General features: G+C 68.9%; 18 protein-coding genes. 9 read left to right on the plus strand and 9 right to left on the minus strand.

The features are described from left to right. Window positions 1–75: 75 nt before the first annotated feature. Genes WI26_RS11190 through WI26_RS11200 form a run of 3 tightly spaced genes read left to right on the plus strand, consistent with a single transcriptional unit; the run spans window position 76 to window position 2,907 of the window. Window positions 76–1,041: a PRC-barrel domain-containing protein gene (locus WI26_RS11190; protein WP_069225946.1), complete on the plus strand. Its 966-nt coding sequence runs from the start codon at window positions 76–78 to the stop codon at window positions 1,039–1,041. Further along, the gene (locus WI26_RS11195; RefSeq protein ID WP_059468154.1) at window positions 1,038–2,297 is read left to right on the plus strand and encodes an MFS transporter; all 1,260 of its coding nucleotides are present in this window, start codon (window positions 1,038–1,040) and stop codon (window positions 2,295–2,297) included. The genes WI26_RS11190 and WI26_RS11195 overlap by 4 nt, the downstream gene beginning before the upstream one ends. Window positions 2,298–2,328: 31 nt before the next feature. Continuing rightward, on the plus strand, window positions 2,329–2,907 hold the full coding sequence (locus tag WI26_RS11200) for an FUSC family protein (protein ID WP_059914489.1): 579 nt from the start codon (window positions 2,329–2,331) through the stop codon (window positions 2,905–2,907). 58 nt (window positions 2,908–2,965) lie between these two features. Here WI26_RS11200 and WI26_RS11205 read toward each other — a convergent pair whose 3' ends face one another. Together WI26_RS11205 and msbA are read right to left on the minus strand one after the other, a co-directional pair. After that, window positions 2,966–3,358, minus strand: a complete 393-nt coding sequence (locus tag WI26_RS11205; RefSeq protein ID WP_059468156.1) for an RcnB family protein — start codon at window positions 3,356–3,358, stop codon at window positions 2,966–2,968. A 91-nt stretch (window positions 3,359–3,449) separates the two neighbouring features. After that, window positions 3,450–5,201, minus strand: coding sequence for a lipid A export permease/ATP-binding protein MsbA (gene msbA, locus WI26_RS11210; RefSeq protein ID WP_059468157.1), 1,752 nt, complete (start codon window positions 5,199–5,201; stop codon window positions 3,450–3,452). Between the two features lie 223 nt (window positions 5,202–5,424). Between msbA and WI26_RS11215 the strand changes: the two genes are divergently transcribed. The 3 genes from WI26_RS11215 (at window position 5,425) to WI26_RS11225 (ending at window position 8,581) form a co-directional block, all read left to right on the plus strand. Next, window positions 5,425–6,177: a glycosyltransferase family 2 protein gene (locus WI26_RS11215; RefSeq protein WP_069225947.1), complete on the plus strand. Its 753-nt coding sequence runs from the start codon at window positions 5,425–5,427 to the stop codon at window positions 6,175–6,177. A 146-nt stretch (window positions 6,178–6,323) separates the two neighbouring features. After that, on the plus strand, window positions 6,324–7,166 hold the full coding sequence (locus WI26_RS11220; RefSeq protein WP_069225948.1) for a glycosyltransferase family 2 protein: 843 nt from the start codon (window positions 6,324–6,326) through the stop codon (window positions 7,164–7,166). 134 nt (window positions 7,167–7,300) lie between these two features. Continuing rightward, the gene (locus WI26_RS11225) at window positions 7,301–8,581 is read left to right on the plus strand and encodes an O-antigen ligase family protein (RefSeq protein ID WP_069225949.1); all 1,281 of its coding nucleotides are present in this window, start codon (window positions 7,301–7,303) and stop codon (window positions 8,579–8,581) included. A 169-nt stretch (window positions 8,582–8,750) separates the two neighbouring features. Here WI26_RS11225 and WI26_RS11230 read toward each other — a convergent pair whose 3' ends face one another. The 3 genes from WI26_RS11230 to dnaE form a co-directional block, all read right to left on the minus strand. Continuing rightward, complete coding sequence (locus WI26_RS11230; RefSeq protein ID WP_069225950.1) at window positions 8,751–9,929, minus strand: glycosyltransferase family 9 protein; 1,179 nt, start codon at window positions 9,927–9,929, stop codon at window positions 8,751–8,753. A gap of 246 nt (window positions 9,930–10,175) precedes the next feature. Continuing rightward, window positions 10,176–11,264, minus strand: coding sequence for a glycosyltransferase family 9 protein (locus tag WI26_RS11235; RefSeq protein WP_069225951.1), 1,089 nt, complete (start codon window positions 11,262–11,264; stop codon window positions 10,176–10,178). A 323-nt stretch (window positions 11,265–11,587) separates the two neighbouring features. Beyond that, complete coding sequence (dnaE, locus tag WI26_RS11240) at window positions 11,588–15,121, minus strand: DNA polymerase III subunit alpha (RefSeq protein ID WP_069225952.1); 3,534 nt, start codon at window positions 15,119–15,121, stop codon at window positions 11,588–11,590. Between the two features lie 222 nt (window positions 15,122–15,343). Between dnaE and WI26_RS11245 the strand changes: the two genes are divergently transcribed. Next, window positions 15,344–16,198: a sulfurtransferase gene (locus WI26_RS11245; protein ID WP_069225953.1), complete on the plus strand. Its 855-nt coding sequence runs from the start codon at window positions 15,344–15,346 to the stop codon at window positions 16,196–16,198. 22 nt (window positions 16,199–16,220) lie between these two features. Further along, window positions 16,221–17,114 carry a tRNA glutamyl-Q(34) synthetase GluQRS gene (gluQRS, locus tag WI26_RS11250; protein ID WP_069225954.1) on the plus strand — a complete coding sequence of 298 codons (894 nt, stop codon included), beginning with the start codon at window positions 16,221–16,223 and terminating at the stop codon, window positions 17,112–17,114. 244 nt (window positions 17,115–17,358) lie between these two features. Here gluQRS and WI26_RS11255 read toward each other — a convergent pair whose 3' ends face one another. The 4 genes from WI26_RS11255 to purT form a co-directional block, all read right to left on the minus strand. Continuing rightward, window positions 17,359–18,906 (minus strand): DEAD/DEAH box helicase, encoded by a 1,548-nt coding sequence (locus tag WI26_RS11255; RefSeq protein WP_069225955.1) that lies wholly within the window; start codon window positions 18,904–18,906, stop codon window positions 17,359–17,361. Between the two features lie 430 nt (window positions 18,907–19,336). Continuing rightward, complete coding sequence (locus WI26_RS11260) at window positions 19,337–19,720, minus strand: MliC family protein (protein ID WP_059468167.1); 384 nt, start codon at window positions 19,718–19,720, stop codon at window positions 19,337–19,339. Between the two features lie 81 nt (window positions 19,721–19,801). Next, on the minus strand, window positions 19,802–19,996 hold the full coding sequence (locus tag WI26_RS11265) for a DUF6726 family protein (RefSeq protein ID WP_069225956.1): 195 nt from the start codon (window positions 19,994–19,996) through the stop codon (window positions 19,802–19,804). Between the two features lie 20 nt (window positions 19,997–20,016). Beyond that, on the minus strand, window positions 20,017–21,231 hold the full coding sequence (gene purT, locus WI26_RS11270; RefSeq protein ID WP_069225957.1) for a formate-dependent phosphoribosylglycinamide formyltransferase: 1,215 nt from the start codon (window positions 21,229–21,231) through the stop codon (window positions 20,017–20,019). A gap of 216 nt (window positions 21,232–21,447) precedes the next feature. On the opposite strand from purT, the gene WI26_RS11275 reads away from it, so the two are divergent. Then, window positions 21,448–21,993: an META domain-containing protein gene (locus tag WI26_RS11275; protein ID WP_059509973.1), complete on the plus strand. Its 546-nt coding sequence runs from the start codon at window positions 21,448–21,450 to the stop codon at window positions 21,991–21,993. Window positions 21,994–24,754 lie beyond the last annotated feature (2,761 nt).

Genomic DNA, 24,754 nt, shown 5'->3' on the forward strand with positions numbered 1-24,754 from the left:
GGTGCGCCGCCCGCACCCGCCATCCATCGCCAGCCGCGCCCCTGCGCGCGGCCCCGACCCATGGAGTGAGTATCAATGAGCGGCGGACTTCCGTTTCCCGCATCCCGCATGTCGTTCCCGTCCCCGACGGTCTTGCTGGCTCTCTCGGCCGCCGCGCTGCTGTCCGGCTGCGGGCTGCTGCCAACGCAGAATCCGCCCGCGCCGATCAGCGAGGCGCTCGTCGAACCCGTCGAGGAAACCGCCGGCGAACCGCTGACGATGCCGCCCGTGCCGCCGCTCGTCCAGCCGGAGGAACCGGAAGCGCCGAAGAAGCCGCACCGTGAAGTGGCGAAGCCGAAGCCGGTGCAGCGCCCCGAATCGCCGACACCGCCTCCGCCGCCCCCGCCGCCGCTCGTCGCGACACGCCCGCTCGACCGCACCCAGATCCATGCGCTGCTCGACAGCGAGGTCGCGCGCCGCAACGGCAAGGTGATCGGCCGCGCGGTCGACATGGTGACCGACGCGAGCGGCAAACCGCGCGAGATGGTCGTCAACCTGCAGGGGTTCATGGGGGTCGGCGACCGCAAGGTCGTCTTCCCGTGGAACGTGTTCCGCTTCACGCCGGGCGGCAAACAGGAGCCGATCGTGCTCGACGTGCCGTCGGGCGACCTGCCGCCGGCCGCTCGGCCCAAGGCGGTACCGCTGTCGGGCTCGCCTGCGGCGTCACCCACGACGCGCCTGACGCTGCTCGACAGCGACGTCGAACGCCCGAACGGCACGAAGATCGGCCGGGTCGTCGACGTGCTGATCGACCGCGGCGCGCAACCGCAGGCCGTCGTGCTCGACCTCGGCGGGCTCGTCAATACCGACCGCCGCTCGATCGCCGCGAGCTGGGGCGCGCTGCACTTCGTCACGCGCGACAAGGCGCTGCGTCCGCAACTCGACCTGAACGACGCGCAGATCAAGGCGTCGCCGCCCTACGCGGCGGACAAGCCGATCGTCGTGGTTTCGCCGCCGGCTACCGCCGCCGCGCCGGCTTCGCCTGCGAGTGCCGCCCGATGACGATCAAGCATTCCGTCAGCGTTCGCAGTCTTCGAGCCCTCGACTGGCTCAACTTTTTCGTTGCAAACGTTCAAACCGGGTTCGGTCCGTTCATCGCGTCCTACCTCGCATCGCACAAGTGGACGCAGGGCGAGATCGGTATGGTGCTGTCGATCGGCACGATCAGCGCGATGGTCAGCCAGGTGCCGGGCGGCGCCGCCGTCGACGCGCTGAAGAACAAGAAAGGCGCGGCCGCATGGGCAATCGCGGCCATCATCCTGTCCGCGGTGCTGCTCGCGTCGAGCCCGACGATCGTGCCGGTGATCGCGGCCGAAGTGTTCCACGGCTTCGCGAGTTGCATGCTCGTGCCCGCGATGGCCGCGATCTCGTTCTCGCTGGTCGGCCGCGCCGATCTCGGCGACCGGCTTGGCCGCAACGCGCGCTGGGCATCGATCGGCAGCGCGATCGCGGCAGGCCTGATGGGGCTCACCGGCGAGTATTTCTCCGCGCGCGCGGTGTTCTGGCTGACTGCGGTGCTGGCGTTGCCCGCGCTGTTCGCGCTCGCGATGATCCAGCCGACACACGAAGTGATTCCGCACGCGTCGAAACCCGACGACCGCGACGAAGGCGAGGAACGCGAGACGCTGCTCGAGTTGCTGCGCGACCGGCGGATGCTGACCTTCGCGGCATGCGTCGTGCTGTTCCACCTGTCGAACGCGGCGATGCTCAACCTCGCGGCCGGCGAAGTGACGGCCGGCATGGGCGAGAACGTGCAGCTCGTGATCGCCGCGTGCATCATCGTGCCGCAGGCGATCGTCGCGATGCTGTCGCCGTGGGTCGGCCGCTCGGCGCAACGCTGGGGACGCCGGCCGATCCTGCTGCTCGGCTTCTCGGCACTGCCGGTGCGTGCGCTGCTGTTCGCCGGCGTGAGCAGCCCTTACCTGCTGGTGCCGGTGCAGATGCTCGACGGCATCAGCGCGGCCGTGTTCGGCGTGATGCTGCCGCTGATCGCGGCCGACGTCGCGGGCGGCAAGGGACGCTACAACCTGTGCATCGGGCTGTTCGGGCTCGCGGCCGGAATCGGCGCGACGCTCAGCACGGCCGTGGCCGGCTTTGTCGCCGATCATTTCGGCAACGCGGTCAGCTTCTTCGGGCTCGCCGCCGCCGGCGCGCTCGCGGTGCTGCTGGTCTGGCTCGCGATGCCGGAAACGCGCGTCGAGAACGGCGATGCGACCGCCGGCGAGCCGGCCGCGGCATCGCCGGAACAGGCCCACTGACACGCCCGCATCTCCTTCCCGGCCCGGCACGATGGATACGATCAGGACACTCAACGAAGCGCGCCAGCAGATCCAGCAGTCGATCTTCGATCTGTTCAAGGGGCTGACCTTCGGCGAGCGGCTCACGCAAGGCGCGCTGATGGCGTTGCAAGCCGTCTGCGGCGCGTGCCTCGCGTACGCGATCGGCCGCGCACTGCACACCGAGCAGGCCGTATGGGCGGCGGTCACCGCGATCGCCGTCACGCAGCACAACTACTCGGACACGATGTCGCTGTCGCGCGACCAGTTCATCGGCGCGATGATCGGCGGCCTGGTCGGCTTCGCGGGTGCCGCGCTCGGCGGCGACCGCCTCGTCGCCTATGCGATCGCGGTGGCGGTCACCATCGTCAGCTGCTGGTGCCTGAACGTCGGCAGCGCGGCGCGGCTTGGCGGCGTGACCGCGACGATCGTGCTGCTGTTTCCGGGCAACGGCCCGCTATGGGACATTCCGCTGATGCGGCTCGGGGAAGTGGCGCTGGGTACGGTCTGCGCGCTGGCCGTGTGCTGGGTGATGTCGCGCATCGAGCGGCGCTGGCTCCGCCGGGCGGCGGACGAGAACAAGGACAAGTGACGCGGCTGCCGGAACGCACGCGCCGGCAGCCGGATGAATCGACGATCGGCGGCAGGTGTTACGGGCCGACGCGCAGCACGATGCCCGAGCCGATCTGCACGAGCAGGTAGTCGCCGCCGACGCCCACCCAGTGATAGCCGCGCGGCGGCGGGCTCAGGCGGTAGCCGCGCCAGTCGTCGACCACGTACTGGCGATCGCGGAATTCGTCCGGGAGACGGTCGCCCTTGTGCCACTCGCGGCGCGGCTGGTCGGCCCAGCGCGGCGGCACGTCGTCTTCGCGATGCATCGCCTGGCCCGGCGGCATGTGCTTCGGGCCGTGACCGTGCCGCATGCCTGGACCGCCCTGGTCTCCGTGCCTGTCGTAGTTGCCGTGATCCTGCGCCATCGCGACCGGCGCTGCGAAACCCGCCGCGACCAGCGCGGCCAGCATCATCCCGTGCACTTTCTTCATTGACCTTCCCTCCGTGTTGTCACGTCGAACCGGAAACAACGAAACCGGACCTGCCCGATCAAGACTAGCACACGGTAGGGGCGATCCGACGTCACGCCGCCTGCTGCTGATACTGGATCCGGTGGAGGTGCGCGTACAGCCCGCCATGGCGCAGCAGCTCGTCGTGGCTGCCCGTTTCGACGATCTTGCCGGCTTCGAGCACGAGGATCCGGTCCGCGCGCTCGATCGTCGACAGCCGGTGCGCGATCACGAGCGTCGTGCGCCCTTCCATCAACCGCTCGAGCGCAGCCTGCACGTGGCGTTCGGATTCCGAATCGAGCGCCGAGGTCGCCTCGTCGAGGATCAGGATCGGCGCGTCCTTGTAGATCGCGCGCGCGATCGCGAGCCGCTGCCGCTGGCCGCCCGACAGACGCATCCCGTTGCCGCCGACCAGCGTGTCGAGCCCGTCAGGCATCGCGGCAACCGCGTCGGCGAGGTTCGCGGCCTCGAGCGCCGCCTGCACGCGCGCGCGATCCGGCGTCTGCCCGTATGCGACGTTCGCGGCGATCGTGTCGTTGAACAGCACGACGTCCTGGCTGACCATCGCCATCTGGCCGCGCAGCGCGTGGATGTCGTAGTCGGCCACCGGTACGCCGTCGACCAGGATCGCGCCGCCCGTCGGATCGAAGAAGCGCGGCAGGAGGTTGACGAGCGTCGTCTTGCCGCTGCCCGACGGCCCCGCGAGCGCGATCATCTCGCCCGGCGCGACCTTGAACGAAATGCGATCGAGCGTCGGCCGCTCGGAGGCGCCGTAGTCGAACGACACGTCGCGGAATTCGATCTCGCCGCGGGCATGCGGCAGCGCACGGCCACCGCCCTGCGGCTCGGCCGGCTCGTCGATGAGCCCGAAGATCAGCTCGGCGGCCGTCATCCCGCGCTGCAGCGGCTGGTTGACGTCGATCAGGTGCTTGAGCGGCGAAATGACGAGCAGCATCGACGTGACGAACGCGACGAAGCCGCCGACCGTCGTCTGATCGTTGGTCGACTGCACGACCGCGATCGTGATCACGACGGCGAGTGCGATCGACGCGAGGAACTGCGTCAGCGGCTGAGCGAGCCCGCCCGAGATCGTCATGCGCATCGCGTAGCCGCGCAGGCGCTTGCTCATCGTCGTGAAGCGATCCATCTCGTACGCTTCGCCGTTGTGCACCTTCACGACCTTGTAGCCGCCCACCGTCTCCTCGACGATGTACGACAGCTCGTTGGTCAGCGTCTGGTGCTCGCGGTTCAGGCGGCGCAGGCGGCGGTTGATCTTGCTGACGAGCCAGCCGATGCCCGGCAGGATCACCGCGACGATCAGCGTGAGCCGCCAGTTCAGGTAGAACAGGTAGCCGAGCAGGAACACCACGGTCAGCGAGTCGCGCACGAGCGTGACCATCACGCCGGTCAGCACCGACAGGATCTGGTTGACCTCGAACACGATCGCGTTGATCACGGTGCTCGCGGTTTCTCGCTGGAAGAACGATGCGCCCGTGTGAATCATCCGCTGGAACATCTCGAGCCGCAGTTGCAGCAGGATGCGGTTCGACACGTAGTTGAGCAGATAGTTGGACGCGTACTGCGACACGCCGCGCACGAGCGCGAGGCCGATCACCGCGATCGGCACGTACCATTTCGCGCGGTCGCTGCCGTGCGAGCCGAAGCCGTGGTCGAGCAGCGGCTTGAGCAGCGCCGGGATCCCGGCTTCCGTGGCCGCGACGACGCCCATCGTCATCACGGCGAGCAGCACGATACCGACGAGCGGCCGGATGTACGGCCACAGGCGCTTGAGGACCGTGACCGGCGACGTACCGGTGCCGTCCATCGGTTTGCGAAGAGTGTTCTGGGTTTCCAAGGCAATCCTTCTTGAGCCGCGACGCGGCGCCCGGGGCGAGACTGCCCGGAATTCACCCCGTCCGGCGGGTGCCGAAAAAGGCCCAACATTATAGCTGTACCGCTTCCGCCGGCATGGCCGTCGCCGAAGCGGCCGCCGACCGGCGCGCGGGTATACTGCCGCTCACCGTTTTCTCCGCCTTTTCGACGATTTCATGGCAGAACCCACCCTCGGCGTCGCCCTCATCGCCCTCAACGCGGCCGCGCGGCTCGCGCAGTGCCTCGACGCGCTGACCTTCGCCGACGATGTCGTCGTGATCGACGGCGGCAGCACCGACGATACCGTCGCGATTGCTCGCGCGCGCGGCGCCCGCGTGATCGTCGAGCGCGACTGGCCGGGCTTCGGCCCGCAGAAGAACCGCGCGCTCGATGCCCTCGACACCGACTGGATCCTGTCGCTCGACACCGACGAGGTGGTCAGCCCGGAACTCGCGCAGTCGATCCGCGCGGCCATTCGCGCGCCGGCCGCGCAGGTCTACGCGCTCGACCGGCTGTCGAGCTTCTGCGGCCAATGGATCCACCATAGCGGCTGGTATCCGGACTGGGTGCCGCGCCTGTTCCGGCGCGGCACTGCCCGCTTTTCCGACGACCTGGTGCACGAACGGCTGGTGTTCGACACGCCCGCGCATCGGCTGCCGGGCAAGCTGATGCACTATTCCTACGAGGATTTCGAAACCGTCGTGCGCAAGCTCGATGCGTATTCGACGGCCGGCGCACGCCAGCGCCGCGCGGCCGGCCAGCGCGGCGGCTTCGGCAAGGCGCTCGCACGCGGCGCGTGGGCGTTCGTGCGGACCTACGTGCTGCGGCGCGGGTTTCTCGACGGCCGCGCGGGCTTCATGATCGCCGTGTTCAATGCGGAAACGGTGTACTACCGGTTCCTCAAGCTCGGCCACGAGCCAGCCCGCTGAGCACGCGCGACCGCGCCCCCGACCCTGACGCCGCCGGCATGCGGCCACCCCGGCGTTACAATGCCGGGCTGCCCGCGCGCCATGCGCGCCCGAGCGCGGCGCCGCGCCATGCGCCGCCGACACGACGACCACCGAATCCGACCGCCATGTTCTCCATCATCATCCCGACCTGGAACAACCTGCCGTACCTCAAGCTCGTCGTCGACAGCCTGCGCCGTCATTCGGCCTACGACCACCAGATCATCGTGCACGTGAACGACGGCTCGGACGGCACGCTCGACTGGGTGCGCAGCGAAGGCATCGAGCACACCGCGTCGCCGGCCAACATCGGCATCTGCCACGCGGTGAATCTGGCCGCCGCGCGCGCGACGCGCGACTACGTCGTCTACATGAACGACGACATGTACTGCTGCCCCGGCTGGGACGCGGCGCTCGTGCGGCGCATCGAGCAGATGCCGACCGACCTGTTCATGCTGTCCGGCACGATGGTGGAGCCGGTCGACACGCGCAACCCGTGCGTCGTCGTCAGCGATTTCGGCCGCGACGCCGAACAGTTCGACGCGGCCGGCCTCGTCGCGGCCACGCCGCGGCTCGCGCGCGCGGATTGGCTCGGCTCGACCTGGCCGCCGACGCTCGTGCACCGCGACTGGTGGAACCGCATCGGCGGCTACAGCAGCGAGCTGTCGCCCGGGATGAGCAGCGACAACGACTTCTCGATGAAATTCTGGGACGCCGGCTGCCGGATCTTCCTCGGTGTCGGCGACAGCCTCGTCTATCACTTCCAGCAGAAGAGCACGGGCAAGATCGTCAAGAACGATGGCCGCCGCCAGTTCCTCAACAAATGGGGCATGACGCAGGCCACGTTCGACCGCTATTACCTCCATCGCGGCGAGCCGGCGGGCTCGCGACTCGTGCTCGACACGCCGGCCGTCGAAGGGCGCCTGAAGCGCGCACTGCTACGCTCGCGGATCAAGCGCGCATTCGGTTGATCAGACCCCGGAAACGACACGGAAACGGCCGCAGCTTCGCGTATACTGCGCGCTTCGTCCCGCGCGGTGCCGCCGGGACGCGCGGCGCGCAGCACGGTGCCCGCATCCCGCATTCGTCCATTCGACAGGTTCCGATGCTTTCGTTTTCCGCTCCCGCCACGCGGCGCCTGACCGCCGCCCGCGCTTTCGCCGTCATCGCGCTGTGCATGGTGCCCGTCTCGACCGCGCTGACCAACGTGTTCTGCGGACTGTTCGCGGCCGCGCTCGTCATCTCCCCCGAATTCTGGCGCGACCTGCGCACGTTCGTCACCGAGCCGGCGTCGCTCGCGGCGCTTCTGATCCTCGCAGCGCTGACCGCGAGCGTCACCTATACGGTCGCGCCGCATCCGAAGGCGTGGAACTGGGTCGCCAAGTACGACAAACTGCTGCTGGTGCCGTTTGCCGTGCTCGCGTTCCGCCACTCGAACTGGGCGCCGATCGTGCGGCGAGCATGGTTCGGCACGCTGTGCATGGTCCTGCTGCTGTCGACCACCAACTATCTCGGGCTGACCGCGATCGGGCCCGCGCATGCGACCGAACTGCCGCTGTCGCGTGCATGGGTGTTCAAGAACCACATCGCGGCCGGCATGTTCGGCGCGTTGCTGTTCTATCAGGCGGCCGACCTCTCGCTGTCCGCCCGCACCGCGCTGTCGCGCGCCGCGTTTGCCGCCGTCGCCGCATGGTCGCTGATCAACGTGTTCGTGATGCTGCAGGGACGAACCGGGCAGGTCATCGCGCTGCTGCTGATCCTTGTCGTCGCGGTGCGCTTCGTGCTGCTGCTGCGCCGCCAGTCGGCGCTGCGCGCGGGCCTCGCCGCCGGAGCACTGGTCCTGGCGGGTGTCGCGCTCGTCGTCGCTGCGTGCACGGTGCACAACGGCCGGCTTGTGAAGGTCGTGTCGGAAGTGCAGCAGTATCGGCAGACCGATGCGGTCACGTCGACCGGGCTGCGCCTCGAGTGGTACAAGAAGGGCCTTGAGCTGTATCGCGTGCGCCCCGTGATCGGCTACGGTGCGGGCGGCCTCGAATTCGAGTTCGAAAAGCTCACGGCCGGCAAGACGGCCGCCGAAGGGCAGCTCACGTCGAATCCGCATAACGAATACCTGCTGATGGCCGTGCAGCTCGGCACGCTCGGCGTATTGCTGTTCGTGAACCTGATCGTGCAGATCGCGCGTGGCAGCCGCGCGCTCGATCCGCGTTCGCGGCAGCTGCTGCTCGCATGGCTCGCGATCTTCGCGATCGGCAGCCTTGCGAATTCGCTGCTGCTCGATTTCGCCGAAGGGCATCTGCTGGTGCTGCTCGCCGGGATCCTGATCGGCTGCGGCGCGCGCACCGAGGCACTGCCGCGCGAGACGTCGGCGATCCGTCGCAGCGCGTAACGCATCATGCGGCGGGCGGCGCGCGATCCGCGTTGCCACCTGCCGCAGGTTCGGGCGCTCGGGCTTCAATGGCGGCGCACGCGCGCCGCTGCCGGAAGCTCAGCCGCGCGCCGTCGACGCGTCGCCACGCCATCGCTTTTCAAATCAGGAAACGCAAGGCCTTCACACGTCAGTCGGAACGCGCGCGATGCAATCGCGACGTGTCGATGACCACGTCGCTGGCGCCAAGCGCAGTCAGCCCGAGCATCTCGGCTGCCGCCGCCTTCACACGCTGCGCGCCGAGATTGACGAGGCAGTCGCTACGGCTGTCGACATGATGCTCGCAGCCTTCGTGCCGGCACGGCACGCAATCGCCCTCGCCCTGCAGCAGCCACACGTTGCCGTGCCGCGCGGAGCCGCGCAGCGCCCACGGGTTCTCGGTCGCCGGCCAGTGCTGCGGCCACGGCCCCCAGCGCACCGGATCGGACGGACCGAACAGCGCGATCGTGTCGGTGCCCGTCGCGGCCGCAACGTGCGTCGCGCCCGTATCGGGTCCGATGAAGAGCCGCGCACGCCGCACCAGTTCGGCGCTTTCGCCGAACGTCAGGCGGCCGACCAGATTCAGCACGTCGCCGCCCGCCTCGGCCGCGACCTGCTCCGCGTACTCGCGCTCGCGATCGGCCGGTCCACCCGACAGCGCGATCGCAAATCCCTGCGCGCGCAGCCAGTCGATCATCTCGACCCAGCCCTCGAGCCGCCATTGCTTGTAGCGGAACATCGGATACGGATGCAGCACGACGAGCGGCTTGCCGTCGCGGATTGCCGGCGATTCGGCGAGCCACGCGTCGAATCGCGCGCGCCGCGCGGGATCGTCGCCGATGCCCGGCGCGACCACCTCGGATACCGGCTCGATGCCGATCACCGGTGCAAGCGCGAGCGTACTGACGACCGTATGCGCGGACTCGTGATGATTGATCGCGATGCCGTTCAGCATCATTCGAGTCAGCCACGTGACGCGGTTCGGATCGACGAGGCCGACACGCCTGCGGCCGGCGAACCAGCTGTAGAAGCGCGGCCGGTCGGAGCTGAGCGCCGCGCACGCGAGATCGTAGCGGCGCCACATCGATAGCGCGTCGCGCAGCCGCTCGCGGAACCCCGCACGCTGCGCGACGACGATCACGCGCCGCACGTCGGGGTTGTGCTCCAGCACGCCCTCGGTGCCGCGAAACACCAGCATGTCGATCTGCGCGTCGGGCCAGCGCGCCTTCAGCGAACGCACGAGCGGCGTCGTCAGCAGCACGTCGCCGATACGGCGCGGAGCTGCGACGAGGATGGTTCTGGGCGGGCGGGCGGAAGAAAACAGGGCCAAGGCGATCGTTCCATCTAGCTGGCTGGACAAGGCTCGCAATGTACAGGATTTTACGGCCGGCGGCGTGGCGTCCGGCGCAGGCGTCGGCAACGCGCCGCGGTCGTCAGTCGGGGCGCCCGTCCGGCATCGCGGCAGGCAACCATGCGCCGCGTACGGCGGGGCCCGCAGCCATCGCGTGGCCTGTCGCCCGTTCGGCCGTTCGATGGCAGCGCCGGCAATGCCGTCGCCGCCTGCCGTCCCGGGGGGCTACGAAAAGATTGCGTCGACGCCGGGTGCCGCGAGCGTGGCGGCCGGGACCGGCACCGCGCCGCCCATCGCGTCGTCGGGCTGTCCGGCCGGCGTCAACAAATGAAGCACCGCGCGCTCGAGCGCGTCGACGCCGATCGCGTCGACCGTCGCGCCGGCCCGCAGGATCACGTGCGGCACGCCGAGCGGATGCCAGCGCCGGTATTTCTCGGGACGGTCCTCGAACAGCGCGGCGACCGGCACGCCGAGCGCAGACGCAAGATGCACGGGCGCGCTGTCGGCCGACACGATCGCGTCGAGCAGGCTCGCGGCGGCCACCAGGTCGGCGACGGACGACGGCGTGACATGCCGTGCGTTCACGTCCCGCCACGTGTCGCGATCGGCGTCGGCCGACACGGCGGGATCGCGGAACACGACCACGTCGGCGAACGGTGCGAGCCGCCGGCCGAGATCGCGCCATCGATCGTCTGGCCAGCGCCGCTCGGCTGCCTTGTTCGACACGAAGAGGCCGACGCGCGGTTTCGTGCGCGGCCCGAGCAGCCGATACCACGCCTCCTGCAGCGCGCGGTCGGGGTGGACGGACAGCGCGAGACCGTCGAGATCGGTGCGGCCGAGTTCGGGCACGAGCCGGAATCCCGACAGCGCCTCATGGCACATCGGCCGCGACGCGACGTGTTCCGGCTTGCGATCGTCGAATTCGGAATCGGCATCGTGCCAGCGACAATCCTTCACGCCGAGCTGCCGCGCGAACCGGATGCTGCTGCGATGCATGCCGCCGTTCGGCACGACCACGAGGTCGAACCGCAGGCGACGCAGCCGGCGCACGAGCCGCAGCCGGTCGAAGAACGCGCGCATCCGTCCCGGGCGGTCGTTGCGCTCGCACTGACGGCTGTACACGTAGGTGTGGACCGTGTGCACGTCCGGGTTGCCGGCCAGTGCGGCCGCGTTGTAGCGGTTCGCGACCACGTGCAGTTCCGCCCCGGGCCAACGCTGTTTCAGCGCGCCGAGAAAAGCGGTCGTGCACAGCATGTCGCCCAAAAAATCAATCCGGATCACGAGGATCCGCCCCGTCGGTTTCCCGTTGGCCATTGTTGTGGTCGTGCTGTCGATTTTTATCGTCGCGTACCGATCGGCATCCTGGCGTCCTTCCCCATGCCGGCCTCGTCGCTTGGTCGCTCGCGGCACCGCGCCGCATCGCGTGCAGCACTGAACCGTCCCCGTTTGTTCGCGCATGCGATGTCGCAGCCGGCCGGCGGACGTGCCGTGGCCGGCGCCGCATCCGCGTCGCGCGCGACGGATTGTATAGCGTCAGGATGACAGCCCCAAGCACCCGCCGAAATGAAAACGGCCCGCCGCACCGCCCAAAGGCGATGCGACGAGCCGTGCGAACGACGACCGTCAGGCGGGACCGCTCAGTACGTGATTTCGACGATGCTGCCGTCGAACGTCGCGCGCAACTCCGCGAGCAGCGTGTCGCTCGGTTTGACGCGCCACGCGTCGCCGAGACGCATTTCACCCTGCGCGCGCGCATTGCTGTAGTGAACCTGGACCGCGAGCCCGCTCGGCAGCGGCGCCTGCGGGCGACGGCCGCCGTCGCGCCCGCCGCCGCGCGGCGCCGGTGCCTCGACCGCCTGCACGGCCGCCGGATCGTCCTTTGACACGTGCGGCTCGAGCACGCGGCGCAGCGCCGCCGCATCCGCATTGCCGTTCATCGTGAGCCGCACCGCCTGCGCGTAGCGGCTGCGCGCGCGCTCGAGATCCATCACCGTGTCGGCCGTGAAACGGATGCCGCCGGTGAACGCATCGTTGCGCGCCTGCCCCTGCACGATCAGCAGTTCGTCTTCCTTGAACAGCGCCTTGTTCGCCTCGAACTGTTCGTTAAAAATCGTGATCTCGCACTGGCCTGAACCGTCGTCGAGCAATGCGATCAGCATCTTGCCGCGCTGGGTCATCTGCGTGCGCAGCGATGCGATGATGCCCGCGACGAGCTTGTCGCGCCCTTCCTTCAGGTCGCCAAGCTTCTGTCGCACGAACCGGCGCACTTCGTCGCGATATGCATCGAACAGGTGCCCGGACAGGTAGAAGCCGAGCGCGCCCTTCTCTTCCTGCAGGCGGCGCTTGTCGTCCCAAGCGGGTTCGTCCACGAGTGCATGCGCGTGCAGCGACTCGCCGCCCATGTCGAACAGGCCGGCCTGCATCGCGTTCGCAGCGGCCTGATCGGCCGCTTCCATCGCGAGCGGCACCGACGCGAGCATTTGCGCGCGATTCGCGTTCAGCGAATCGAACGCGCCGGCACGAATCAGCGCCTCGACCGTGCGGCGGTTGACGACACGCCGGTCGATCCGCTCGCAGAAATCGAACAGGTCGGTGAACGGCTTTTCCTCGCGCGCGCGCAGGATCTCCTCGATCGCGTTCTGGCCGCTGCCCTTCACCGCGCCGAGACCGTAGCGAATCGTGCGCGAGCGCTTGCCGTCGGCTTCCGCGACGGGCTCGAACCGGTAATGCGACTGGTTGATGTCCGGCGGCAGCACGGTAAGGTTGTTCACGATGCAGTCGTCGAACAGGATCTTCACCTTGTCGGTGTCGTCCATCGCGAGCGTCATGTTGGCCGCCATGAATTCGGCCGGATGGTGCGCCTTCAGCCACGCGGTGTAATACGCGAGCAGCGCGTAGGCCGCCGCGTGCGACTTGTTGAAGCCGTAGCCCGCGAACTTCTCCATCAGGTCGAAGATCTCGTCGGACTTCTCGCGCGTGAGGCCGTTCTTCGCCGCACCCTCGGCGAAGATCTCGCGGTGCTTGACCATCTCCTCGGGCTTCTTCTTGCCCATCGCGCGACGCAGCAAGTCCGCGCCGCCGAGCGAGTAGCCGCCGATGATCTGCGCCATCTGCATCACCTGCTCCTGATAGACCATGATGCCGTAGGTCTCTTTCAGGACGGGCTCGACGCGCGGATCCGGATACTCGACCTTCTCGCGGCCGTGCTTCCGTGCGCAGAAGCTCGGGATCAGGTCCATCGGGCCCGGACGGTACAACGACACGAGCGCGATGATGTCCTCGAAGCGGTCGGGCTGCGCGTCCTTCAGCATGCCCTGCATCCCGCGGCTTTCCAGCTGGAACACGGCGACCGTGTTGGCCTTCTTCAGGATCTGGAACGATGCCGGATCGTCGAGCGGCACCTGCGCGAGCGACCAGTCGGCCTTCGACGCATCGAGACGGCGGATGTAGCGCTCGGCCCAGTCGAGGATCGTCAGCGTCGTGAGACCCAGAAAGTCGAACTTCACGAGGCCGACGGCTTCGACGTCGTCCTTGTCGTACTGGCTGACGACGCCGCCGTCATCGCCCTGCGTGTACAGCGGGCAGAAGTCGGTCAGCTTGCCGGGCGCGATCAGCACGCCGCCCGCGTGCATCCCGACGTTACGCGTCAGGCCCTCGACGCGCTGCGCGAGGTCGAGCAGCTGGTGCACTTCGTCCTCGTGGTCGTAGCGCTCCTGCAGCTGCGGCTCTTCCTTCATCGCGTCGGCGATGGTCACGTGCTTGCCCGGCTTGAACGGAATCAGCTTCGCGACGCCGTCGGTGAACATGTAGCCAAGGTCGAGCACGCGGCCGATGTCGCGCACGGCCGCCTTCGCGGCCATCGTGCCGAAGGTGGCGATCTGCGACACGGCGTCCGCGCCGTATTTTTCCTTCACGTACTGGATCACGCGATCGCGGCCGTGCTGGCAGAAGTCGATGTCGAAGTCGGGCATCGACACGCGTTCCGGATTCAGGAATCGCTCGAACAGCAGGTTGTAGCGCAGCGGGTCCAGATCGGTAATGCCGAGCGCGTACGCGACCAGCGAACCGGCACCCGAGCCGCGGCCCGGGCCGACCGGCACGCCGTTGTTTTTCGCCCAGTTGATGAAGTCCGCAACGATCAGGAAGTAGCCCGGGAAGCCCATCTTCGTGATGGTCCCGCACTCGAACTCGAGCCGCTTGTAATACGTGTCGCGCTGCGCTTCGCGCTCCGCCGCATCCGGATACAGCTGTTCGAGGCGCTTCTCGAGCCCTTCCTTCGACAGCTGGACCAGGTAGTCGTCGAGCGACATGCCGTCCGGCGTCGGAAACAGCGGCAGCTTCGGCTTGCCGAGCTCGAGCTTCAGGTTGCAGCGCTTCGCGATCTCGACCGTGTTGGCGACCGCCGACGGCAGGTCGGCGAACAGCGCGACCATGTCGTCCTGCGTGCGGAAGTACTGATCGGTCGTGAAACGTTTCTGGCGCCGCGGGTTCGCGAGCATGTCGCCTTCCGAGATGCACACGCGCGCCTCGTGCGCGGTGAAGTCGTCGTCGGTCATGAACTGCGTCGGATGCGTCGCGACGACCGGCAGCTTCAGCGACGCGGCGAGCGTCGCGGCTTGCTGGATGTACGCCTCGGCGCCCGGCTGGCCGTAACGCTGCAGCTCGATGTAGAAGCCGCCCGGGAACACCTTCGCCCAGCGCTCGGCATGACGGCGCGCGGCTTCCTCGTTACCGGCCGCGAGCGCGAGCCCGATATCGCCCTGCTGCGCACCCGACAGCGCGAGCAGCCCTTGGGACAGCTCGCCGTCGAGCCAGCTCGCGTCGAGCTCTGCGCGGCCGCGATACTGGTTCGTAAGCCACGCCTTCGACAGCAGCTCGCACAGATTCAGGTAGCCAGTCTTGTCCTTCACCAGCAGCAGCAGGCGCGACGGTTTGTCGCGATCGTCCGGATTGGTGATCCAGACGTCGCAGCCGGCAATGGGCTTGATGCCCTTGCCGCGGGCTTCCTGGTAGAAACGAACGAGGCCGAATGCGTTGCCGAGATCGGTAAGGGCGAGCGCGCCCTGACCGTCCGCGGCCGCCGCCTTGACGATGTCGTCGAGACGCACGATGCCGTCGGCAATCGAGAATTCGGAGTGAACGCGAAGATGGACGAAGCGGGGATCTGACATGGGCGATATTGTAGCCGCGTCGTCGCGCCGGCTGCCCAAAAAATCCCCGCGCCCGGCCGTTCGGCCGATGCACGCGACGTCGGCCGAACGGTCAGGTGCCGGCGCACGCGCAGTTTGCGGGATAATACGGGTTTTCGAATCACCGCCCAGGCTTCGCACCCTTTTTTGCGGGGCCGCCGTGCGCCCGCCGCACGGCCGCGGCCGTTTTCCCGTCGGACCATCATGACCATCGTCAACCTTGCCGCCTACCATTTCGTGTCGCTCGACGCGACCGAGCAATGGCGCCCGCTCGTCACCGCCCGCTGCAACGAACTCGGCCTGCGCGGCACGATCCTGCTCGCGCCGGAAGGCATCAACCTGTTCATCGCCGGCCCGCGTGAGGCGACCGACGCATTCATCGACTACATCCGCCACGATCCGCTGTTCGAAGGCAAGTTCGCGACGCTGCAGTTCAAGGAGAGCTTGTCCGACTCGCAACCGTTCCGCCGGATGCTCGTGCGCCTGAAGCGCGAGATCATCACGATGAAGAAGCCCGCAATCAAGCCGGAGCTCGGCCGCGCGCCGTCGGTCGACGCACACACGCTGAAGGCGTGGCTCGACCGCGGCCACGACGATGCCGGTCGTCCGGTCGTGATGCTCGACACGCGCAACGCGTTCGAAGTGGACGTCGGCACGTTCGACCACGCGCTGGACTACCGGATCGACAAGTTCAGCGAGTTCCCGGAAGTGATCGACGCGAACCGCGCCGATCTCGAGGGCAAGACGGTCGTGTCGTTCTGCACGGGCGGCATCCGCTGCGAGAAGGCGGCGATCCACATGAAGGAAATCGGCATCGAGAACGTGTACCAGCTCGAGGGCGGGATCCTGAAGTATTTCGAGGAAGTCGGCGGTGCGCACTATCACGGCGACTGCTTCGTGTTCGACTACCGCACCGCGCTGAATCCGCAACTGCAGCCGACCGCAAACGTCACGTGCTTCGCGTGCCGCGCAGTCGTCACGCCGGAAGCCCAGCAATCGCCGAGCTACGTGCCCGGCCAGTCGTGCCCGGCCTGCGCGCAGGCAGCCAGCGCCGCGTAAGCGCGCGTCGCTCCGCGCCCCGATGAACGGCTACCGCGGCCGCTTCGCGCCGTCGCCCACCGGCCCGCTGCATTTCGGCTCGCTGGCCGGTGCACTCGCGAGCTGGCTCGACGCCCGGGCACACGGCGGCACGTGGCTAGTGCGCATCGAGGACATCGACGGCCCGCGCACGGTGCCCGGCGCCGCCGACGACATCCTTGCGACGCTCGCGCATTTCGGCATGACGCCCGACGAGCCGCCCGTATGGCAAAGCACGCGCGAGGCCAACTATGCGGCCGCGCTCGAACGGCTCGTCGACGCGGGGCTCGTCTACCCGTGCGGCTGCACCCGCAAGGAAATCGCCGATTCGCTACGTGCCGCGCACGAGCGCCACACGACGCTCGCGTACCCGGGCACCTGCCGCACCGGCCTGCACGGCAAGCCCGCGCGCGCGTGGCGGCTGCGCGTGCCGGACGGCGACGATGCGATCGTCACGTTCGACGACCGCTGGCAGCACACGCAAACGCAGAACCTCGCGACCGACGTCGGCGATTTCGTGCTGAAGCGGGCGGACGGCCAATGGGCGTACCAACTCGCGGTCGTGGTCGACGATGCCGACGCGGGCATCACGCACGTCGTGCGAGGCGCCGACCTGCTCGATTCAACCGCGCGCCAGATCTACCTGCAGCGCTGTCTCGGCGTGCCGACGCCGGCATACCTCCACGTGCCCGTCGTCGTCGATGCGAACGGCGAAAAGCTCAGCAAGCAGACGGGCGCGATTGCGCTCGAGCGCAACGATCCGCTGCCGGCGTTACGGGCCGCCGCCGCGCATCTCGGCCTCGCTGCGGATGGCGATCCATCGGGCGATACGATGGATGCGTTCTACGCAGCCGCGACCGATGCATGGGCGCGTCGCTTCGGGCCGCGCGCCGGTTGACGTGCGGGCTATATCGACCGCGTTCCGGCATCCGTCAGCGCCAAGTCGATCGGAACTGCGCCCCCGCTGACGACACGGCACCGAACCGTTCGCTGAACCGCCCCTGATCGACTCGGCAACGCGTCGCGCCCTCGCCCGCCTCTTCACGATTCGTCTCGCCAATGAAAAACGGGCACATGCTCTTCGCATGCACCCGTTTTCGCGGCAGCGCTCGCGCGCCGCACCGACTGCCTGAACCGCCCGCTTACGCCGACGGCTTGCGCGGCATTCCGAAGCCGCCGAGCAGCGCGGCGACCTGACGCTTCGGCCCCTTCTTCTCGGGTTGCTGCGCGGACTTCGACTCTTCCGGCTGCTGCGCCGGCGCCGACGGTTCATACGGCTTCAGGAAGAAATCGTCGACCGGCGCCTCGTGGCGACGGTGATGGCCGCCACGCTCGGAACCGCCGGAACGACGCGCCGACGCACCGCGATGCTCGTCGCGCTCGCGGCGCCCGCCACGTTCGCCGCCACGCTCCGCCCCGCGCTCGCCGCCACGCTCGTCGTGACGATGGCGCGCCGGCTTGTCGAGCGCGAGCGTCTGCACGTCGAGCGGACGCTTGATCAGCTTCTCGATATCGGCGAGCTGCTTGCGCTCGTTCGGGCTGCACAGCGACAGCGCATCGCCCGTCGCGCCCGCGCGGCCCGTGCGGCCGATGCGGTGCACGTAGTCTTCCGCGTTGAACGGCAGGTCGAAGTTGATCACGGCCGGCAGTTCGGCGATGTCGAGACCGCGCGCGGCCACGTCGGTCGCGACCAGCGCCTCGATTTCGCCGCGCTTGAACGCGTCGAGCGCCTGCATCCGCTCGATCTGCGACTTGTCGCCGTGGATCGCCGACGCGACCACGCCGTCGCGCTCGAGGTTGCGCGCCAGCCGGCTTGCGCCGATCTTGCTGTTGCAGAACACGATCACCTGCTTGAGCCCGCGATCGCGCAGCAGCTGCACGACCGCGGCCTGCTTGTCGCCCTCGGCGACGTCGTAGACGATCTGCGTGACGTTCGCGTTCGTCGAATTGCTGCGCGCGACCTCGATCGTCTGCGGGTTGCGCAGGTAGGTCGATGCGAGCTTCTTGATTTCCGGCGAGAAAGTGGCCGAGAACAGCAGCGTCTGACGCTCCTTCGGCAGCAGGTTCAGGATGCGCTGCAGGTCCGGCAGGAAGCCCATGTCGAGCATCCGGTCGGCTTCGTCGAGCACGAGCATCTGCACCTGCCCGAGGTTTGCCGTCTTCTGCTGCACGTGGTCGAGCAGGCGGCCCGGCGTCGCGATCAGGATCTCGACGCCGCGGCGCAACTCGGCCATCTGCGGGTTCATGTCGACGCCGCCGAACACGACCGCGCTGCGCAGCGACGTGTGCTTCCCGTACGCATGCACGTTCGCGGCGACCTGGTCGGCGAGCTCGCGGGTCGGCGTGAGGATCAGCGCGCGCACCGGATGGCGCGCGGGCGATGCGCTCGTGTTGGCCTGCGGCAGCAGCCGCTGGAGGATCGGCAGCGAGAAGCTCGCGGTCTTGCCGGTGCCCGTTTGCGCGGCGCCCATGACGTCGCGGCCGGCGAGCACGACCGGAATGGCCTGCGCCTGGATCGGCGTCGGCGTCGTATAGCCCTGCTCCGCAATGGCTTTCAGGATATCGGCGGCAAGGCCGAATTGATCGAAGGTTGCGTCGACTGGCTTGGCGACAGAATCGGACATGGTGGCGTTTCGCTCAAAAGGCGCGGCGGGGACATCGTGCGTCAGGCCGGCCGGGCCTGCGCTCATCACATTTCGGAAGTAGACGGAGCCGCGGCGCGCCGCGCGGCGCCGCTCTGGCGCTTGGGACCGGTTCATTTCGAACAGCGGGCGCCACAGGCCGTGCGGACTCCGTTCGGCGCGAATGCCGTCGGAAAGGGCCGTATTGTAGCACTGCGCAGCAATCTGTCCGTGACAACGCCGCGAACGCCCACGGCGGCGGTTCGCGGCGTGCTCCGACAGGCCGGGCGCGGCGAGACGCGTCGGGCGACCGGGCTATCCCGATCGGCTGATGACTAGAAATAGGGGTCGAATGCCGGACATATGTTTCGGAAATCGGCAAGCGGCCGACGAACCCGAGCACGCCTGCCTCACGTTTCGGCCCAAGGTCGAAACCGGCTGCCCGCACCGATCGCGGCAATCGGCACGCCCGCACGGCGTACCCGATCGCGCGCGGCGCTCAGCCCTTCTTCTTTTTCTTCTTTTCGACCTGCACGCAGTCGCCCAGCAGCGGAGCCGCATTCTGGTCGGCGATCTCGTCGCGCAGGGTTCCTTCCTTGCCCTTCGTCCACCAGGTATAGCGCCCGGCCTGATAACGCACGCCCGACGCCGAAACGGTATCGACGAACAGCAGTTGCTGCCCGTTGACCGGCACCAGCGCGAAGCTCTGACCGTTGCCCGCACGCCAGTACGACACGCGCACCGGCTGCTTCTGGTTCGCGCACTGATAGACGGTCTGCTCGCGGGAATCGGCGTCGATCTCCTCGACGGTCAGTTGCGCGGCATGCGCGACGGAAATGGCGGCGCCGGCCAGCGCGAGCGCGGCGAAGGTTTGGCGAATCATGCAGGTCCTCTCACGAGACGGGTGGAAGCGCGCCCTCGCGGGACGCGCGGTTATCGTTGATTATGGTTGAGCGTTCCACGGTCAGGGATCGATGACGTCGGCGCATGCATCGGTCGGCGCGGCCGCGACATGGCCGACGAGCGGCACAATCTTCAGCCCGGCCGATGCGACCCGGCACGGCGCGGCCGCAAGGCCGCATCCCGCGAGACTCGCGATCAGCGCCAATGCGGCGCCCACCTTGCCGAAACGGCAGATCCACCGCCATGTCGACGCCATCGTGCTCTCCTGTGATCCGGTCAGCGCGCCGACACGGGCCGCACGGCCGCCGCGGCGCGCTTCGCGCGTTCGCGGGCTTCGTCGACGGTCGCACCGGTCGCGAGGGCAACGCCCATGCGCCGTTTCGTAAAGCTTTCCGGTTTGCCGAACAGGCGCAGGTCGGCGCCCGGCACGGCCAGCGCGTCGCGCACGCCCTCGAACGCGATGCCGCGCTCGTCGAGGCCGCCATAGATCACCGCCGACGCGGCCGGCGAGCCCAGCGTCAGATCGACCGGCAGCCCGAGAATCGCGCGCGCGTGCAGTTCGAATTCCGACTGGCGCTGCGATGCGAGCGTCACGAGGCCGGTATCGTGCGGCCGCGGGCTCACTTCGGAGAACCAGACTTCGTCGCCACGCACGAACAGTTCGACGCCGAACAGCCCCCGCCCGCCAAGCGCCTCGGTCACCTTGTGCGCGATCTCGCGCGACTTTTCCAGCGCGACGGCGCTCATCGGCTGCGGCTGCCACGATTCGACGTAATCGCCCGCCACTTGCACGTGCCCGACCGGCTCGCAGAAATAGGTGCGCGTCTCGAGCGTCGCGGGATCGATCGCGCGCACGGTCAACTGCGTGATCTCGTAGTCGAAATCGATGAACCCCTCGACGATCACGCGGCCGTGGTTCACGCGGCCGCCCGCCATCGCGTAATCCCACGCGGGCTTCACTTCGGCCTCTGTCCGCACGACCGACTGCCCCTTGCCCGACGACGACATCACCGGCTTCACGACGCACGGCATGCCGATCTTCGCGACGGCCGCGCTGAACGCGTCGAACGACTCCGCGAACGCATACGGCGAAGTCGCCAGCCCGAGCTCCTCGGCCGCGAGGCGGCGGATGCCCTCGCGGTTCATCGTGAGCTGCGTCGCGCGCGCGGTCGGGATCACCTCGGCCAGGCCGGCCGCCTCGATCGCCGCGAGCGCATCGGTCGCGATCGCCTCGATCTCCGGCACGATCAGATGCGGGCGCTCGGCCTCGACGACCGCGCGTAGCGCGGCCGCGTCGGTCATGTCGATCACGTGCGCGCGATGCGCGACCTGGTGGCCCGGCGCATCCGGATAACGGTCGACGGCGACAACTTCGACGCCGAGCCGCTGCAACGCGATGATGACTTCCTTGCCGAGCTCGCCCGCGCCGAGCAGCATGACGCGCGTGGCCGAGGGTGAAAGCGGCGTACCGAGCCGCTGACCGATCTGCATGTGATTTCCCGCTGGTTCTGTTGGAGGACGAAAACGGCTTCGATGTTAACACGCGCACCCGCGCCGGTCCGGCCGGTTTCGTCGCGTCGCCGCGTCGCCGCGCGAAGCGCGCCGGAGGGTTGCGAACGTTTTCACGCGCGAAGTGTCGGCTCGCCTCGCGCGGGGCGGGTGCGTTACTCTTACGCCTTGATCAGAATCCGATGAGGAACGAGGCTCATGTCCCACCTGTCCGCCGCCGCACGCGCACGCACCGGCCTGCTGCGCCCGCTGCGCGCGCCGCTCTGCGCGTTGACGCTTGCCACGCTTCTCGCCGCCTGCGCAATGCCGACCCACCCCGATTCCGCCGCCCCCGCACCCGACCCGTACAACCCCGCCGCCGTCCAGCTGCTCGACGATACGAGCTGGGAGCTCACGAGCTGGGTGAACGCCGACGGCACGCCGCGCACGATTCCGCACGGCGACAACGGCGAGCCGATCAAGCTCGCGCTGTCCACCGACTCGGGCGTGCGGCGCGCCAGCGGCTTTTCCGGCTGCAACCGCTACATGGGCACCTACGCGCTCAAGAACGGGTTGCTGAGCTTCGGGCCGCTCGCCGGCACGCGCATGGCATGCCCGAACACACTCGGCGGCCAGCTCGAACACGCGTACCTCGATGCGCTCGCGCACATCCAGAAAACCGGCGTGCAGATGCGCGAGCCGCAGCAGCTGCAGATCGTGACCGAAGCCGGCGCGACGCTGACCTTCACGCGCCGGAGTTCCTGATGCAGCGCGCGGGCGAAGGCCGCCCGGCCGCCTGCGCCACGCGCGAATTCCGCACGCACGCGTCGCGCCGCCTGGAAGCGCATCGACGCCTTCATGCTGCCTTGGAGTCCTGTTCGCCGGCCGGTTAAACTCGGCGGGTCGCGCACCGCGCTCCCGCCCTCTTCCTGTTTCATCAAAGCATGCACACGGTTGTCTTCGGCTGGTTCGGCATCTCCGCCGTCTGGTTCCTCCTTCTCATCTGGCGTCTCGTTCAGGCGATGCTGCCCGGCGGCGGCGGGCTCGCCGGCCGCGGCTCGATTCGCCTGTGGCTCGGTTTCGCGGCCGTGTTCGTCGCGAGCTGCGCGCTGACGAGCCCGCTGTCGGGCCCCGACACGAATGCGCTCGGCCACGCGTTCTCGAACGGCTTCGCGCATGTGCTCGGCCCGATCGGCACGCCCGTCGCGATGGTCGTCCTGTTCTTCGCGGGCCTGCCGTGGCTGACCGGCATCGGCTGGCGGCAGTTCGCCGCTTGGGTCGACACGTCGTTCGGCGTCAAGCTCGCGCGCGATGTCGGCGACGACGACGTACGCGGCATCGCCGACCTGCCGCGCAGCGCGCTGCATCGCGACGACGACATCGTGCAGCCGACCACCGCACACACCGTCAACTCGATGGCGCCGCGGCAGAACGGCCGCTATTCGCGCCCAACGTTGTGGAAACCGGATCCGCAGGCCCGGCCGAAGCCGCGCGGCAACGCAGCGCCGCGTCCGCTCGCGGAGCCGGTCGCGCCGTCGGGCTGGCTGAAGCCGGCCTCGGCCCATCGCATGCCCCCGCCGCCCGCACCGGGCACGACGAGCGCCATGCCGCCCCCGACGACCGGCAGCACCGCCAGCCTCGCGCGGGCCGCCGCGAACGCACAGATGCCGCGCCCGAATCCGGCCCCGCTTCCGGCCGGGTTCGAGCCCGTTCGACCGCAACCGACCACCGCGCGACCGGCCGCAGCCGCATTGAAGCAGCCGGCCGCGCCGCGCACCGTCGTCACGCCGCGCCCGGCTGCAGCGACACCGCCGCGCACGCCCGCACGGCCAGTGGCAGGTACCGGCGCTGCCGGCCAGCCGCCGGACGCGGCACGGCGCCGCCCCGCGCCGCCGGTCCCCGCGCGCGCGCCGCTCTACGCATGGGTGCAGCAGCCCGCGGAGCCGATCACGCCGGCGCCGAGCGTTCACGACACGCTGCGCTCGATCGAGGCCAGCACCGCGCAGTGGGCGACGCTGGACGACGTGCGTACGCCCGATTCGGCGCCGGCGACGGCCGCCGCAGCGACCATGTCCGGCGCGGTTGCAGCGGCAGCGAGCGTCGCGGCGTCGGCATCGACGGCCGCACCCGCCGGGATCGTTGCGGGCGCGCATCAGGCCGCGCCCCGCGACGCACGCCTTCCGGACATGCACGAAACCGCGTCGGCATACGACGACGCACCGATCGTGCTGGATGCATTCATGCCGGCCGAGCCGAGCGTGCGAGCGCCCGTCGTTGATGCGGGCGCGCCGGCGTTCGGCGAGACCGTGCGGCAGGTCATGCCGGATCCCGGCGTCGAGACCGATGCACCGACGCGTCACGCGCACGGCGAGCATCGGGATGACACCGATGCTCCCGCCGCGCCGGTATTCGACTCCCCGATCGACTTTGCACCGTGGGAAGACATCGTCAGCCCGCCGGTTTCCGAATTCGGCGCAGCAGATGAAAGCCAGCTCGCTGCGCCGCTGTCCGACGCGGATGCGTCGGCGGCGACGGGCAAAGCTGCCGATACGCATCCGGCCGCCATCACGCCGAGCGCAAACGCCATGGGCAGCACCGCCGATCCGAGGGATGCGGCAACGGCCGCAGGGACGGTTCGTCAGGCCGAGTCGCGATCCACGCCGTCGGCCGGTACCGCCATATCCGTCGATACGAAACAAGACACGCTCGCGACTCAGGACGTCGTGAAACCTGTCCAGCAGGTCGCGCCGACCGCTCCCCTCCCCGCTTCGTCGAACGCCGCAGCACCGACGTGGCCGGTTGCCGATGCAACGCCCGTCGCGGCAGCGACGCCGATGGCTGCAGGCACGTCGAACACCGCACCGGCCGACGCCGCGACGGGAACGGCCTGGCATGCGGCTACAACGCACGCTGGAGACACAGCGCCGTCGCCGGCAGGTGCGCAACGCGCCGTGCCGCCAACACCGGCCGCGTCGACCTCCACGATCGCGGAACCTGCGTCCGTCAATGTCACGGCGTCCGCGTCGTGGTCGAAACCATTGTCCGCTGAACACTCCTCTGCTGCGCAGATGATTCGGGCAACCGATGCGTCGTCGCGCGTCGGCACCGCGCCGGGCTCTGCTGCACCGGCACCGGCGAACACGTCGAACAGCACACCTGCCGCTGCAACGGCGTCGGTCCCCGGCATGACGAGCACGGCCTCCTGGTCGCCGTCGCAACCGCCCGCATCGGCGGCGCCCGTTGCATCGGCTGAGCCGCTGCCGCCGGCGGGCGCCACGGGGTCCGCATACGGCTCCAGCGGTCACGTGCCGGCTGCGGCGTCATCGGCGCTCGGTACCGCGGGTCCGGCATCGGCCGCGGTCACGCCGACGCCCGCAGCGATGACACCCGCCCAGATGCCTTCGAACGGTGCCGCCGCCCTGTCCACCATGCAGCCGTCGGCACCCGCGGCGTCTGCCCCGAAGGTTACGAGCGGAGCCCCCGGCGCGACCGCAACACAACCTTCTGCGGCCGCGCCAGGCATGGC

Origin of the sequence: Burkholderia diffusa (assembly GCF_001718315.1) — a bacterium.
In the GTDB taxonomy this organism is placed as follows: Bacteria; Pseudomonadota; Gammaproteobacteria; order Burkholderiales; family Burkholderiaceae; genus Burkholderia; species Burkholderia diffusa_B.

Excerpts from the sequence above, each read along its gene's own strand:
- WI26_RS11190 (WP_069225946.1), top strand. The coding sequence starts at position 76 with ATGAGCGGCGGACTTCCGTTTCCCGCATCCCGCATGTCGTTCCCGTCC.
- WI26_RS11195 (WP_059468154.1), top strand. The coding sequence starts at position 1,038 with ATGACGATCAAGCATTCCGTCAGCGTTCGCAGTCTTCGAGCCCTCGAC.
- WI26_RS11200 (WP_059914489.1), top strand. The coding sequence starts at position 2,329 with ATGGATACGATCAGGACACTCAACGAAGCGCGCCAGCAGATCCAGCAG.
- WI26_RS11205 (WP_059468156.1), bottom strand. The coding sequence starts at position 3,358 with ATGAAGAAAGTGCACGGGATGATGCTGGCCGCGCTGGTCGCGGCGGGT.
- msbA (WP_059468157.1), bottom strand. The coding sequence starts at position 5,201 with ATGGACGGCACCGGTACGTCGCCGGTCACGGTCCTCAAGCGCCTGTGG.
- WI26_RS11215 (WP_069225947.1), top strand. The coding sequence starts at position 5,425 with ATGGCAGAACCCACCCTCGGCGTCGCCCTCATCGCCCTCAACGCGGCC.
- WI26_RS11220 (WP_069225948.1), top strand. The coding sequence starts at position 6,324 with ATGTTCTCCATCATCATCCCGACCTGGAACAACCTGCCGTACCTCAAG.
- WI26_RS11225 (WP_069225949.1), top strand. The coding sequence starts at position 7,301 with ATGCTTTCGTTTTCCGCTCCCGCCACGCGGCGCCTGACCGCCGCCCGC.
- WI26_RS11235 (WP_069225951.1), bottom strand. The coding sequence starts at position 11,264 with ATGGCCAACGGGAAACCGACGGGGCGGATCCTCGTGATCCGGATTGAT.
- dnaE (WP_069225952.1), bottom strand. The coding sequence starts at position 15,121 with ATGTCAGATCCCCGCTTCGTCCATCTTCGCGTTCACTCCGAATTCTCG.
- WI26_RS11245 (WP_069225953.1), top strand. The coding sequence starts at position 15,344 with ATGACCATCGTCAACCTTGCCGCCTACCATTTCGTGTCGCTCGACGCG.
- gluQRS (WP_069225954.1), top strand. The coding sequence starts at position 16,221 with ATGAACGGCTACCGCGGCCGCTTCGCGCCGTCGCCCACCGGCCCGCTG.
- WI26_RS11255 (WP_069225955.1), bottom strand. The coding sequence starts at position 18,906 with ATGAGCGCAGGCCCGGCCGGCCTGACGCACGATGTCCCCGCCGCGCCT.
- WI26_RS11260 (WP_059468167.1), bottom strand. The coding sequence starts at position 19,720 with ATGATTCGCCAAACCTTCGCCGCGCTCGCGCTGGCCGGCGCCGCCATT.
- WI26_RS11265 (WP_069225956.1), bottom strand. The coding sequence starts at position 19,996 with ATGGCGTCGACATGGCGGTGGATCTGCCGTTTCGGCAAGGTGGGCGCC.
- purT (WP_069225957.1), bottom strand. The coding sequence starts at position 21,231 with ATGCAGATCGGTCAGCGGCTCGGTACGCCGCTTTCACCCTCGGCCACG.
- WI26_RS11275 (WP_059509973.1), top strand. The coding sequence starts at position 21,448 with ATGTCCCACCTGTCCGCCGCCGCACGCGCACGCACCGGCCTGCTGCGC.